The organism is Saccharomonospora sp., from assembly GCF_027317685.1.
Classification (GTDB): domain Bacteria; phylum Actinomycetota; class Actinomycetes; order Mycobacteriales; family Pseudonocardiaceae; genus Saccharomonospora.
The window spans coordinates 24671-38248 of the sequence record NZ_DAHVQP010000060.1 but is presented as its reverse complement, the minus strand read 5'-3'; the positions used below and the strand labels follow the sequence as shown (position 1 = coordinate 38248).

Annotated in this window: 13 protein-coding genes and 1 pseudogene; 11 read left to right on the top strand and 3 right to left on the bottom strand. The window is 63.8% G+C overall.

Annotated features, from left to right (window positions below; translation table 11 throughout):
* The first annotated feature begins 21 nt into the window (after window positions 1-21).
* From M7H19_RS07525 to M7H19_RS07515, 3 genes are read left to right on the top strand one after another with little or no spacing between them, the layout of a single operon-like run.
* Entirely contained in the window at window positions 22-672 is a 651-nt protein-coding gene (locus M7H19_RS07525) for a DUF3558 domain-containing protein (protein ID WP_298178754.1), read from the top strand.
* Window positions 673-674: 2 nt separating this feature from the next.
* On the top strand, window positions 675-2048 hold the full coding sequence (locus tag M7H19_RS07520; protein ID WP_298178749.1) for a hypothetical protein: 1374 nt from the start codon (window positions 675-677) through the stop codon (window positions 2046-2048).
* 2 nt (window positions 2049-2050) lie between these two features.
* Window positions 2051-2794 carry an ESX secretion-associated protein EspG gene (locus tag M7H19_RS07515; RefSeq protein WP_298178746.1) on the top strand — a complete coding sequence of 248 codons (744 nt, stop codon included), beginning with the start codon at window positions 2051-2053 and terminating at the stop codon, window positions 2792-2794.
* A gap of 1199 nt (window positions 2795-3993) precedes the next feature.
* On the opposite strand, the gene M7H19_RS07510 is transcribed toward M7H19_RS07515, so the two are convergent.
* From M7H19_RS07510 to M7H19_RS07500, 3 genes are read right to left on the bottom strand one after another with little or no spacing between them, the layout of a single operon-like run.
* Window positions 3994-5319 carry a HEPN domain-containing protein gene (locus M7H19_RS07510; protein ID WP_298178743.1) on the bottom strand — a complete coding sequence of 442 codons (1326 nt, stop codon included), beginning with the start codon at window positions 5317-5319 and terminating at the stop codon, window positions 3994-3996.
* A gap of 9 nt (window positions 5320-5328) precedes the next feature.
* Complete coding sequence (locus tag M7H19_RS07505) at window positions 5329-6120, bottom strand: inositol monophosphatase family protein (RefSeq protein ID WP_298178740.1); 792 nt, start codon at window positions 6118-6120, stop codon at window positions 5329-5331.
* Window positions 6117-7001 (bottom strand): DUF5919 domain-containing protein, encoded by an 885-nt coding sequence (locus M7H19_RS07500; protein ID WP_298178737.1) that lies wholly within the window; start codon window positions 6999-7001, stop codon window positions 6117-6119. The genes M7H19_RS07505 and M7H19_RS07500 overlap by 4 nt, the downstream gene beginning before the upstream one ends.
* Before the next feature lie 203 nt (window positions 7002-7204).
* On the opposite strand from M7H19_RS07500, the gene M7H19_RS07495 reads away from it, so the two are divergent.
* The 8 genes and pseudogenes from M7H19_RS07495 (at window position 7205) to M7H19_RS07460 (ending at window position 13553) form a co-directional block, all read left to right on the top strand.
* Window positions 7205-7678, top strand: coding sequence for a hypothetical protein (locus M7H19_RS07495; protein ID WP_298178734.1), 474 nt, complete (start codon window positions 7205-7207; stop codon window positions 7676-7678).
* Between the two features lie 28 nt (window positions 7679-7706).
* A complete protein-coding gene (locus M7H19_RS07490) occupies window positions 7707-8048 on the top strand; it encodes a hypothetical protein (protein ID WP_298178732.1) in 342 nt (113 codons plus the stop codon).
* Window positions 8049-8052: 4 nt separating this feature from the next.
* Entirely contained in the window at window positions 8053-8304 is a 252-nt protein-coding gene (locus tag M7H19_RS07485) for a hypothetical protein (RefSeq protein WP_298178729.1), read from the top strand.
* Between the two features lie 100 nt (window positions 8305-8404).
* The gene (locus tag M7H19_RS07480; protein ID WP_298178725.1) at window positions 8405-8644 is read left to right on the top strand and encodes an AMED_5909 family protein; all 240 of its coding nucleotides are present in this window, start codon (window positions 8405-8407) and stop codon (window positions 8642-8644) included.
* A 266-nt stretch (window positions 8645-8910) separates the two neighbouring features.
* Window positions 8911-10401, top strand: a complete 1491-nt coding sequence (locus M7H19_RS07475) for an FtsK/SpoIIIE domain-containing protein (RefSeq protein ID WP_363321343.1) — start codon at window positions 8911-8913, stop codon at window positions 10399-10401.
* Window positions 10398-12041 (top strand): replication initiator, encoded by a 1644-nt coding sequence (locus tag M7H19_RS07470; RefSeq protein WP_298178722.1) that lies wholly within the window; start codon window positions 10398-10400, stop codon window positions 12039-12041. Before M7H19_RS07475 ends, M7H19_RS07470 begins: the two co-directional genes overlap by 4 nt.
* A 31-nt stretch (window positions 12042-12072) precedes the next feature.
* A pseudogene (locus M7H19_RS07465) lies at window positions 12073-12258 on the top strand (helix-turn-helix domain-containing protein).
* 77 nt (window positions 12259-12335) lie between these two features.
* Complete coding sequence (locus tag M7H19_RS07460) at window positions 12336-13553, top strand: tyrosine-type recombinase/integrase (protein ID WP_298178720.1); 1218 nt, start codon at window positions 12336-12338, stop codon at window positions 13551-13553.
* Window positions 13554-13578: the final 25 nt, after the last annotated feature.

Sequence of the window (13578 nt, the reverse complement as noted above, 5' to 3'; positions counted from 1 at the left end):
TTCCGGCGGAGGTTATGTCTGATGGGGCGCGTGAGTGCGGTGGTGGGTGTCGGTCTGGCGGTGTTGGCCGTTGCTGGGTGTTCGGAGGGTGTGGACGGGGATGCGGCGCCGACGTCTGAGTCGTCGGTGTCCGAATCGGCGAGTCCTTCGGCGAGTGCTCAGGCGGGTGGGTCGGAGTTGCCGCATAGTGGTGCGCCGGCTGTGGCGGATCCGTTGCCGGAGTCGGCGTTGCCCAGTGATCCGTGTGAAGTGCTCACGCCGCAGCAGGTTGAGGAAATACTGGGCGAAGGAGCGTCGGAGGGTAAGCGGAAAGACTTGGATGAGCTTGGGCCGGGCTGTGACTGGGGGAACCAGGTCACCCTCGGTGGTTTTCAAGTTAGTTTTCATACTGCCACCCGGCAAGGCTTGAGTGCGTCGTATGCCTATGCCAAGCCACAAAGCTCCATCTTTCGTGAGGTGGGACCGATTGAAGGTTTCCCTGCAGTGGCTTACAAGGACAGTGAAGACGACCCTATTTGCACTGTGGTGGTGGGGTTGGCCGATGAGTATGCGATATCCACGGGCGTGGCTCTGAGCATGGAGAAAAAGAACGCCGGGGTGGATTCGTGTGGGCCTGCCGAGAGGATCGCTGCGACCGTTGTGGGGAATCTGAAGGACCGGGCGGGGGAGTGACGATGGGGCTGTTCGACGGGGTCGAGAAGACTCTCCAAAAGAACCTGAACGACGTTCTGGCCAGCAGGGGCATGGTCCCGCTGCACGAGTTGGTGCGTCGGATCCACGAAGGGGATGCGTCGAAATGGCATGAGGCCGCCACCAAGGCCGACAGTGTGGTCCAGGCGCACCAGGACGCGAGCGAGCGCAGCAGGAAAATGTTGCAGGTCCTGGAAAGCTCATGGACCGGCGAGGGTGCCGACGCCGCCGCGAACAAGATCCGCATGGGGGCCAAGGCGGCGGAGATCTCCGCTGATGTGTACGCCGCCAATGCCCGGCAGTACACCGACAGTGCATACGCGTTCGACAACATCAAACAGCAGCTGCCCTCGATTGCCGAGAGCCCACCGGAGCGGGGCTTCGTCGACGTCTTGACGCCGTGGGACACCGATACCGAAAAGCAGATCAACCAGCACAAGGCCGACGTCGAGCGTGCCCGACAGATCTACGAAGGCTACGAACAGGCCATGCAATCCGCGCAACAGAGCGTGGTGAAGGACTTCGGCCCGCTCGATTCGCTCGACACGTTCGACAGTGAACTCGGCACCATCGAACGGGACGAATCCGGTTCGGCGAAAAGCTCCGGAACGGGCATCAGGACATTCAACGAACCCGACTCATCGTTGCCTGCAGGCCCATCGGTTTCCGGTGGCTCGTCGATCCCTTCGCCGGTCTCCGGCTCTGTTCCGGGTGGTTCGACGCAGACGCCGAGTTTCCAGACACCTAGCCTGCCGGGCTCGTCGCAACCGAACGACAGCACCTCGGCGTCGGGATACGTGCCTCCGGAAGTGAGCCGTCCCGCGCCCGGCTATGCCCCGCCGAACCTCAATCCCAGCACTGGTTTCGGCCCGGGAAGTGGTGGCAGCGGTACGCCCAACACACCGGGTTTCGGATCGATCGGCGCGCCGGGAGGTTTCGGCCCGGCCGGTGGTTCGTCCACAGTGGGCGGTGTCGGGGGACGTTTCTCCGCGCCCGGTATCGGCGGTGTGCCCGGCGGAGCCGGTGGCGTCGCAGGAGGCGGGGCCGGTGGCGCGGCACCCGGTGTGGGCGCGGGGAGGGGCACAGGCGCGGTCCCCTTCGGCCCGGCCGGTAGCGGCGGACCCGGGGCTGTCGGTGGTCCAGCCGGTGGTGCGTCCGGCGCGGCCGCCGGACGAGGCGCGATGCCCATGGGCGCCATGGGCGGTGCCGGTCGCGGTGGTCAAGGCAGTGAGGACCAAGAACACCAGCGCCAGTACGTCCAGGCCACCGACGAGGCCTTCCTGCTCACCGAGGACGGTGAAGTGCTCCGCGACCCGACCACAGGCCATGCCATCGCGCCTCCGACCATCGGTGGGTAGACGTGACGTCCGTGTTGACCCGTCCGATCGCGTTGCCCCGAGTGGTGTTGCTGCACCTGTGGGAATTGGAGGGCCTCGGCGACCCACACCCACTGCTGGGAGCGTTCGACGTGTACATCCCGCAGAGCGAGCGGGGTGAGTTCACGAATCATTGCTTCCAGCGATTGGCCGAACTCGACCTGGCCCACGGGGACATGCTCACCCGCGAGTTCCGCGTCATCTTGCGGGTTCTGGCCTCACCAGGCCGGGAACTGTACTGCTGGAGCGCCTACACCGACGACCCCGACCGGGACCGGAAGTTCCTCGTGGCCGCCGCGGGTGGCGAGGCTGCGGCCATGCAGGTGCGAGGCGAATCGGTGGCGATCGTGTCGATCGACGAACGCCGCCTGGTCGAGGAATTCATCGGTGAACTTCCCCAGGTTCCGCCCGCACCGGTGCCGGAGCTGCACACAACCAGACAAGCTTTCGAGGCACGCGATGAGAGCCACGACATGTTCGCCGCGCGGCTGAGTCCGGAAAAGGAACTCGAGGAACGGCTGAAAGCTCCGCGCGAGGCAGTGCACCAGGTCTACGTCGGTGGCACCTCAGACGGCCGGTACCGCCGCAGCAAGCCGTTCTCCGTGATCGACCTCCGCGATCAGGGGCGGATCCTGGTGTTCGCCGACGAGCAGCAAAACCTGCACTGTCTTCCAGGAACTCCGGCCAATCTGGCCAAGACCTTGGTGACAGCCTGGCAAACTGGGTAATCGGCTCAGGCGTACATGGCCAGCCAGATCGCGATGAACTGATCCGGGGTTGGGCTGACCTGCCGTTCGAGCGTAAAAAGCGGGTTTGACCTGCGGGAATGCTTGTCATTGTTTCTCACGGGTTCTGAGCCGTTCCGGGGCTTATACGGCCTGGAGACGGCCTGGCGCGAGCTTGCCAAGATAGAGCGAGTCGCTGCGGTGCTACGGTCGGGCTGCTGTTTAATTACTTGAATAGGAGTGTCGCCAAAGCGATAATGGCTGACGCAGTCCCTGCGACTGCGGAGAGAGATGCGGCCACTCCGCCGACTCCTGACAGAACTCTGTGCGCCAATTGTCCCCAGCTGCTGGCGCGTATGGCCATCTTCATTTTCTGCCACTTGTGCTGACGTATATGGCACCCTAGAAGTATTCCGTAGGAATTATTGCGGCAAGGTTCTTTTTCTCGTGTTGTTGCGCAACACCACATCGGCGCTTGGAAAAGTGTGTATAGTACTACCAGTCCGGAAAGAATCGCGATGAAACCAGGACCTATTGTGGCCCCCAGCCAGCCGTAAACTACAACCCCCAGAAGAAGGTAGCCCCACAATTGCCCCAGTCGTCTTTTTGTTGCTGCCTTCACGTGATAACCGTTGCAGATTTATAGCTGGTTTGGATAGCCCCAAGTGGATGATCTTCAGCATCCGTCCAAGTGAGATTGGATGGAGTCTTGCACTCACCTTGGAGTGCACGTAGGAAGCTTAGATCTAGGCAGTCGGACTCAGCGTTGCAACTAGTGAGCTGCCCATTTCTCTCCTCCATCCCGATACACAGCCTGGAACGCGGCCGGTGGTGCCGTGTCAAGGGTCGAAGATCGCGTCAGCGACGCGGTAGCGCCCTTGACGCGGTGCCACCGGCCGTTGTCACGATCCGGTGTAGGGGTGAAGGATGCTTGTAACGACGCTCTCACGCTCAGCAACCGAGCGGGTACGACGCTGTGATCTGGGGAAGAGCTGCCCGTGCTCTACGTGGATATGTGCGCCGCCGGTGCGCGGCGCTCCTCGTCCACCGCGCGGGCCGTGCCGCCCGGCCGGTGGGCGAAGCGGAGCGGGAGCCCACTGGCCGGTGCGGATGCGGCCTCAAGCGCGTCAGGACGGCCGCGAGCGCGCCGCCGCTGGCGGCGCGTCTTGATCCCATAGAGCCAATTTCGGCAAGCAATGGTATTAATCTATCAAAAGACGTATCCGATCGTGTTCTAGTGTCTTTTTTAGGAGGTCTTCCGAGGCTCCGACATGTTTGGCAATCCATATTCTGGCTATCAATAGGCTTTTCCAATAGCTTTGCGCAAGAAAATCTATATCCGGCAGATCTCGATTTGCATGCTTGACAGCATTGTATGCCTTGCTCGCGTCTTCTATCCATTTATCTATATTGAAGGGAGCTAGACTAGGCAAATCGCGCGAAACGCGCGAGAGTCGCTGCGCAAATGTTTCCCTCCCTGCTTTTTCCTTTGATAATCCATCGTGTCGTGCGACAAGGAACCCGAGAGCTTCTAAGGAAATTCCTAGCTGCGCTACTAGCGTCTCGATGCTGGCGTCGCGGAGCTCCAGAAGTGACATCAGTGGGTCAATAGCCCTGCTATATTCCTTATGTAGTCGAACCCATCGGTCCATCCCTTGCTTTCCGATATTAGAATAACGGAACAAGTAATCTACATTTCCAGATTTGCGCTTATCGGAATGATGCAACGTCCTTATGGAATGGACGGCATGCCATGTGTGTCCATGAGTAGACCCGTCTATTGTGGTCACTGAATCCTTGTGGCTGGTAGCTTGATGTGCGTGGAACCCAAGTGGTCTCCAGGATGACACGCGGACCAAGTCGCGAATGGCGATGTGTAAAGATAAGTGTTCCTGCCACTCTCTGGCTCGTTGTGTATGTGTCTCAACGAGCATTCGTTCGCTTACTTTAGTCTCATCTGGGCGGTCGCCAGAACCGTAGCTAAATGACGGGCGAATTGTTAGATTAAGTACCCGCGAAATCTTAATTTCTGGAGGTGACTTGAGTTGGATATTAATGGCCTTTATTCTCTTGGTGTCATCCCGTTCAAATGATGTTTTGGTGCTCTTGATTTCCATCCATTCGCCCAGTCCTTCGATCTCTGATCGGAACCCGTTTATTTTTGAGTATTTGCGTGCGTCGTATGCGCCGAGTATTGCATAGTCGACTGCAATGCGTCCTGTTCCAATTCCGCTCATAAGTTGATGCCTAGTGCCAGCTTTATGGCACCCAATGAGCACGATCGACCCCGAACTGTCCAGGAAATCTAGCGCACTGGGAAGATCTCGATGGTTCGTTTCCGCGTAGGGAAACATTAGCGGCTCCGAAGCAAACCACGCCGCCGCTTCAGGCGAGTCCGGGGAGAAGGGGACTTCAAGGTATACTCTTGAGTTGCGTTTAAATAGTTGGGCTGGGATGGCGGGGGTGTCCTTCATTCCATCATAAATGTAGCCAATCCTGGGAGTGCCCTCTTCTATTACATTTGCCACAACCCGATCCTAACTGGTGAATATGGATGCAAGGAGTATAGATTTCAACGATTTGGTTGCAGCGATGGTTTCTGTTGCAGTAAAACTATATGGATTGGCAAGTGAATCAACTACAAACGCTCCCGCGGAGCGGCATATCAATGCCCCTGCAGCCATATCCCACGGTTTGTTGCTGAGGATGACGCAGGCGTCGGTACGGCCTTCGGCTACCCAGGCGAGATCGAGTGAAGCTGCACCGAGCATTCGGATGCGTTCGACGTTTGCGGCGAGCGCCTTGGTAATGGCGAATCGTTGTTGATTTTTTTCAATGGCTCCAGGGCCAGTGGCGTAGTCGCCGATAGAGACGATGGCGCGGCGTAGGTCGGTGGTGTTGCTGGCGTGGATGGGTTGGTTATTACAGTAGGCGCTGCTGTCTTTGGTGGCGTGATAGCGCAAGCCTAGAAAAGGGGCGGTGACGACGCCGATGACAGGTTCGCCGCGGTGGACCAGCGCGAGCGAGGTGGCGCAGAGGGGAATGCCGTGGGCGAAGTTAGAGGTGCCGTCGATGGGGTCGAGCACCCACACGTACTCGGTGGTCTCATCGAGGGCTCCGCCGCCGTCTTCTTCGCCGAGAAAGTCAATGCTTGGGGCGGCTTGGTGGAGGTGGTCGCGGATGGCGTGTTGGATGCGGACGTCGAGTTCGGTGACGTAGTCGCGGTCGCCTTTGGCGCTGACGGTGCCGGGTGCTTGGGTGGTCATCATCCGAGACCCGATGTCGGCGGCCTCATGAGCGATGGTCAGTAGCTCGTCCAGGTTCTTCATGTGGTGATCTCCTTGCCGCGCGCCCATAGGGACTCGAACACCTGTGCAAACGTCTCGAACAAGCCGGGAGTACCCGTCTGCTTCTCGGCCACGATCGTCGGTGACTCGACACCTCGGGCGTCGGGTAAGTAGGGCTGAATGACGCAGGTGACGTCGTCGATGAGGGTGATGTTGAACCGAACCACCTCGTCGTAGGTGCGCAGGCGCAGGTTCGGCTTCGCCTCGGGCGAAAGCTTGGTATGGAGACGCTGCAAGGTCTGGATGTTGAGCGCGGTCAGCGTCGAGAGCACGCCATCGGGGTGGGATTCTTCGCGTTCGCGGTCCTTGATGTGGTGCCCGGTGGGGTCGAGGAACAGGCATTCGACCACGGTGCCGGTTTCGAGCAGGTCGAGTAGAGCTTTGTCGGGGTAGCTCTGGCAGAGCAGGTTGAGTGAGAGGCCGACCATGCTGATCTTTTCGGCGTTGTCGAACAGCTTGTGTGGCGGGATCTCGTGGGAAAACGCTGGGCGGCTGGGGAACACGGCCGTCACACCGGCCATGCCATAGCTTGCCGGTGTGGCTGGCCTTGCTCGGGGCGGCGTCGGCGTGGTCGCTGTGGGTGGTTCGGGTACGAACTCGATGCCGCCGGTGTGCTCCTGGAATAGTTGCTCAGCGGTCCAGCCAGGGAACATCGCTTCGAGCACACGGCAGTGGTCGGCGTACGGCAGGCCTTGCAGGTCGCGGGCGAGCCAGCGATAGAACTGCGCCTTGCTCGGCCAGCTCCCGACCAACTCCGGATCAATCTGCTTGGCGAGTTTGTCGTACTCCTTGCAGAACGCGCGATGCCCTTGCAGGTGCCGTTGCCGTAGTAGCACCTTCAGCACGATCGGCTTATCGCCCATTGCTGTCTCTCCCCCGTGTCGTCGGTCGCGAGACGACGCTACCACTCAGACGAGACATAGACGAGACTCAATGAGTACAGGAAGTTCGAGATGCGACACGCACGGTGTCGTGACGTGACCCTCACTCGGACGACAGTGGTGGTGTGCCGCCGAACGGGGCGGACCAACACAGGAAGAGAACCACAGGAGAGGGTCACGGCGCGATGACGATCCCCAAGGGGTACCGATTCCCGATCGAGTTTGATGCGGCTTTTCCGCAGGGCTTGGTGATGGTGGGTGAGGTGTCACCGGACACTGAGTATCAGTCCCGTGAGGACCGGGCTGCTGGTCGTCCTGCACGGCAGAAGGTGGACGAGGCCACGGGTAAGCGGCAGTGGAAGGCCACGGTGACCGATCCGTCGGAGCCGAATGCCAAGCGTGCATCGTTCGAGGTGACGTTTTTGGCGGATGTGCAGCCGGTGCCGACCACGTCGGAGGCGTTGCCGGGGATGCGGCCGATTGAGTTGGAAGGGCTGACAGCCGAGCCTCGGGTGGCTGGGAACGGTGAGTTCAAATATCAGGCCTACGTCTTTCGCGCAACTGGCTTCAAGGCTCCGTCCGCTGGTTCGGGAGACGGGCGCTCGGGCAAGACCTCGGCTACGTCGGGCGGTGGCGAGTCCTCGGCCAAGGCCGCATGAGGTCGGCTGCGGGCGTGGGAACGACGTGATGGCAACGAAGAAGCAGGTCCGGGCATGGGAAGAGGCATACCGCCGCTACGGAGCGACCTCCGACCGCGTGGCCCGGACCCAGGAAGTGGACACAGCGACAGCTCACGACATGGCCTTGGCCTCGCAGGAGGTGGCGGCAGCCTGGCGCAGTATCGCTGCGAACCCTGACTTGCCGTGGTGGACGCTGGCGGCGTTGGAATCGGCGGCGCAGGCATTCGAAGAACAAGCCCGCGACTGGCAGAAACGCACGGCCACTCGCTCGTGTGGAGTGGGCACGGTGCGGCCACGATCCCGGACTTCTCGTCGGCGGGGCGGGCCTGGCTCAGCGGAAGGGGTGTAACTGGGTGCCGTTCAACCTGACATTCAGCCTTGGCCCTGCAGCGGAGGCGGGTACGCGGGCGTTCTGTTTCGTGGACGAGTCGGCGACGTTGGTGGTGTACGCGGACCCGGATTGTCTGACGATCGAGCCGCCGCGTGATCCGGCGTTGTGGCCGGACTTCGCGAAGTTCCTGTGTCAACTGCGCAATGCGGCTGACGAGTTGGCCGGGTGGTTGGAGCGTGAGCCCGCGTGTTCGGGCGTGGAGCAGCAGGAGTGACCGTGATGGCACGGAGGTGAGTGCACGTGGCGTCGTGGTTCTGCCTCCGTGCCTGAGCATGTTCCGTTTTTATCGAGTCATGAGGAAGGGGGTGTTAGATGTGGTCGAGGATGTGGGGCCGGTGCCGCAGGTGCGGACGTTGATGCAGGCTCACGAGGCTCTGGTGGCTGAGCGGCCGGGGTTGGATGCTCCGGCGCGGGTGTGGCGGCGGTACTACCTGCGGAGTGCGCGGGTGTATGCCGAGGTCGCCGAGATCGATCGGGGCCACCATCACGAGGCGATGTATTGGGCTGATAGGGAACGGCGTAAGGCCGACGAGCTGAAGATCACGGCCCAGTAGAGCGACACACAGAGGACGACAACGGGAGCGTGCGGGCTGTCGGCTTGTGCGGCGATACCGCACGCTCTCATTTACTGATTGATCGTTAGGCGCAGAAGCGGTTTTTCTTGGCTGTCAACCGTTTGGCCGCTTCTGCGCTGTCCACACCAGACGGAGTAGACAGTGGATAGCCTAAACATGTGCTGTGGGTGGCTGTCAACCGGGCACCCCGACGTATTGAATGATCGAGCTTTTGCCGGTGCGGCCCTGATCGGGGGTGAGCGCTGGTGAGTGTGCGTGGATCGCGCTGGGTCGATCCGGCCCCGTTGGAAGTGGTGCGGCCTCGGTTGCCGTGGTGGACGTTGCTGCCTCGGTGGGTGCAGCTTGGGGCGTTGCCGTTCGTGCTCGTTGGCTTGGTCGGTTGGCTGGTGGTGCAGCTCGGTCGCCTGTTGTGGCGTTACCCGCTCACCCTCGCGGGAGCGGTGCTGGTCGGTTGGGTCCAAGCCGCCTTCGGGTGGTGGGTGCTCGCCTTCACGCTGCTGGCCGTGGTTGTGGTGCTCGGGTTGTGGTGGCGGCTGCACCGCGACTCCTTCACCCGCCTCACCGTGGCGCAGGCGCGCACGGAGTATCGCCGGTTCGGGGTGTACGCGTGTCAGTGGCGGACGGTGATGCGCCTGTCCGACCTGGTCAAACGCGACCAGGGCAAGGAGTACCGGCCCCGCCTCGGCCTGGTGCGCGCGGACGGCTGGCGTGACCGGGTGCGGGTCCGCATGGTCAAGGGGCAGGCCCCAGAGCAGTGGGAGGCGCACGCCTCCGGGTTGGCGCACGCCTTCCGGGCGCAGACGTGCCGGGTGCGGGTGCGTAAACCCGGCCGGTTGGAACTCGACCTCGTTCACCATGACCCGCTTGCCCACTCCATCCCGGCACCCGTGCTCGCCGAGAAGCCGGACACGGTTGATCTGCGACGTGTCGTAGTCGGGCGCACCGAGACGGGTAGGCCGTGGCGGCTGCGGCTGCTGGGCCGTCACCTGCTCGCGGTTGGTGCCACGGGCGCGGGAAAGGGTTCGCTGGTGTGGGCGCTGGCTCCGCTCATCCGCGCGGGCCGGGTGCAGCTTGTGGGGATCGATCCCAAGGGCGGGATGGAGCTGGGGCAGGCTCCGGAGGTGTTCCAGCGGGTCGTGTTCGGCAACGGCCCCGACGCTGTGGCCCTGTTGGAAGAGGTCGCCGCCACGGTCAAGGAACGCGCGGCGCGGTATCGGGGGATGCTGCGGTCCTGGACTCCCGCGACGGGTGCCCCGTTCCTCGTCCTGGTCATCGACGAACTCGCGGACGTGTTGGCCTACCAGTCGGATAAGCAGTTGCGGGAGCGGGCGAACCGGGCGGTGCAGACCATCACCAGCCAAGGGCGCGCCCCCGGTGTTGCGGTGCTCGGGCTGGTGCAGGACCCGCGTAAGGAGGTCGTGTCGTTCCGGCACCTGTTCCCCACCCGTGTGGCGCTGCGGCTGGACGAGAAGACGCAGGTGGACATGGTCCTCGGTGACGGGGTGCGGGAGCAGGGCGCGGCGGCGCACGAGATCTCCGAGCACACCCCTGGTGTGGCCTGGGCCAAGGAAGACGGGCGGCGGGAACCGTTCCGGGCGCGCGCGTTCCACGTCACCGACACCGACCTGGATGCCCTGGCTACCTATGTCACCGGGCGGCTGGTGCGACGGGCGCAAGTGCTGCCCTTCCCCGACCGGGACGGCGGCACGGGCTGGTCTGGGGGTGCGGCGGCATGACGTCCGTGGCCTCGTTCCCCGGTGACGTGGCCGGCCAGACGCGGGCGCAGCGGATGCGGCAACCGCTCACCACCGAGGTGATCACGGCGACGGCGGAGAAACATGGCGTGTGTGTGCGGCCGTTCACCATGGAAGTCGGCGATCCCGACACCGGTGAGTTGCGCTACGTCGCCGTGCCCTGTGGCTCCACGGTCGAGTCGGTGTGCGGGCCGTGTGCGCGCAAGGCGAAGGCGCTGCGGCAGACCCAGTGCCGCGAGGGCTGGCACCTGGACACGGAGCCTGATTTCACCCCTGAGCCACCCAGCGCCGAACAGACGCAACTCTTGGAGTACCGGGCGGATCTCGTGGCGGCCTATCGGCAGGCTCTTGCCGAGGGTGCGGAGTGTGACGCCGAGGAGGTCCGCGAGGAAATCCGCGGGGTGGATGAGGAGTTGCGAGCCTCCGGGATGCGGGGGCGGTTGCCCGCGGTGGACCCTCCGGCGGCGCGGCCGAAGAAGCGATCCACCAAACGCAGGCAGGACGCGCCCAACCTCCCGCGACGCCGAGTCGAGAACCGCACGATCGGCCGAGAGTATGCGGGGCGGTTTCGGCCCTCGATGTTTGTCACCCTCACCCTCGACACCTACGGGCGGGTGCGCGAGGACGGCACTCCGGTCGATCCCGGTAGCTACGACTATCGGCGGGCGGCGCGGGATGCGGTGCACTTCTCCGCCCTGGTGGATCGCTGGTGGCAGAACCTTCGCCGAGTGGTGGGATGGGAGGTGCAGTACTTCGCCACCGTCGAACCCCAGCGGCGGGCGGCTCCGCACCTGCATGCCGCTGTCCGGGGCTCGATCCCGCACGAGATCGTCCGGCAGGTCACGGCGGCCACGTATCACCAGGTGTGGTGGCCTGCCCATGACCAGCCTGTCTACGGCGGTGACCACGTGCCCGTGTGGGACGCGGACAGGAGGGTGTTCGTGGACCCGGACACCCGGCAGCCACTCACCGGCTGGGATGACGCGGTGGAGCAGGTGAAGGAACCGGCGCATGTGGTGACCTTCGGGGCGCAGGTGCATTCGAAGGGCATTCTCGGGGGCACGGAGGAAGCCGGGCGGCACATCGGCTACCTGACGAAGTACCTCACCAAGGCCACCGGTGAAGTCGTCGAAGCGAGCAGTTACCGGCAGCGGGAGCATCACGATCGACTCCATGCCGAGTTGTCGGTCACGCCGTGTTCGCCTCGGTGCGCGGTTTGGCTGCTCTACGGCATCCAACCCCTCGGTGCGAGCGCGAAAACCGTGCCGGGGCGGTGCAAGGGCCGCGCGCATCGGCGCTCCACCCTCGGCTTGCCTGGGCGGCGGGTGCTCGTCTCGCGCAAGTGGTCGGGCAAGTCTCTGGCCGATCACAAGGCGGACCGCAAGGCGTTCGTCCGCGACATGCTCGCCTCGGTCGGCATCGAGAAACCCGAACAGGACACCTCACGGCTGGTCTGGCGCAAGCTCGCTCCCGGCGATCGGAATGTTCCGCCACGGGCGCACCTGCTGATGCGGGCGATCGCCGAACGCATCACCTGGCGGGCCGAATACGACCGGGCACTGCTGGCCGCGCAGGGCCCACCAGGCGGGCCGGAGACTTCGGCAACTCCGCAAGCAGCGTGAACAACGATGGGGGAGAAGCAGCTTGGGCAAGATCGTCAGCTTCGAGCGGTTGTGGACGGTCGAGGAGGTTTCGGACTACCTCGGCATTCCGGTCAAGACGCTCTATCAGTGAAAGTGGCGCGGCGAAGGGCCGCCCGTGCGCAAGATCGGCCGTCATCTCCGCTATGACCCGGCCAAACTCCGTGCCTGGGTCGAGGCGGCGGACGAGGCGGCGTGAGTTTCTTCGGCAATTCTCGATTGGGGGCGTGAGTGGGGCATATCCAGGATCGGTGGTATCGGGCGAAGCGTGATCCGGTGACGGGTCAGGTGGTGGTGAACGCCAAGGGCAAGCCGGTGATGGAGCGCACGGAGCTGTACGGCAAGGGGATGCGCTACCGGGTGCGCTACCTCGACCCGGACGGCAACGAGCGGGCCAAGACGTTTCCTGACCGGCAGAAGAAGCGGGCTGAGGATTTCCTGATCGCGGTCGAGTCGGACAAGCGGGAGGGCAAGTACGTCGATCCGCGTGCGGGTCGGGTGTCGTTCAAGTCGGTGGCGCTGCGGTGGGTGGAGGCGCAGACGTTCGACTACACGACGCGGGAGCGGGTGCAGAGCCGGGTGGCGACGCATCTGTTGCCGTTCTTCGAGGGGCGGTCGATCGGGTCGATCAAGCCGAGTGACGTGCAGGCGTGGCTTCGCTGGTTGCAGGATCGCCAGGTGGCCTCGACGTCGCGGGTGCTGTACTTCTCGCACCTGGTGTCGGTGTTCAGCTTCGCCCAGGAGGACAAGCTGATCGTCACCAATCCGGCGCGGTCGCGGAGTGTGACGCGGCCTCGGGAGGACAACGCGCGGGTGCGGCCGTGGTCGGGACAGCGGGCTCGGGCGGTGCTGGAGGCGATGCCGGAGCAGTACCGCCCGGCCGTGTGGCTGGCTTCCGGGCTCGGGCTGCGCTCGGGGGAGGTGTTCGGGTTCTCCCTCGACGACGTGGACCGGGACCGCAACGTGGTCCGTGTGCGGCGGCAGGTGCGGCTGGTGGAGAACCGGCCGGTGTTCGCGCCGCCGAAGCGGGGCAAGACGCGGGAGGTGCCGATCGGGGCGGCGCTGCTGGATGATCTCGACGCTTACGCGGAGCGGTTCCCGTCGACGCCGGTCACGCTGCCGTGGCGGCATCCCTCGGGTGAGCCGGTGACGGTGAGCCTGTTGATGGTCAACGCCGAGGGTGGGCCGGTGCGGCGGACGACGTTTCGCACGTCGGTGTGGATACCGGCGTTGAAGCGGGCGGGGATCGAGGCGCCGACGCGGGCGGACGGGATGCACGCGCTGCGGCACCTGTACGCCTCGGTGCTGCTGGACGCGGGGGAGTCGGTCAAGGCGGTGTCGGAGTACCTGGGCCACGCGGACCCCGGTTTCACACTGCGGGTGTACACGCACCTGCTGCCGTCCAGCCACGAGCGGACCCGCAAGGCGGTGGACGCCTTCTTCGGGACGGTGCTCGACGGTCTGGACGGCCCGGACGAAGACCAGGCGGCGTGACGGCCTGGCCACGGCCTGATCTCGG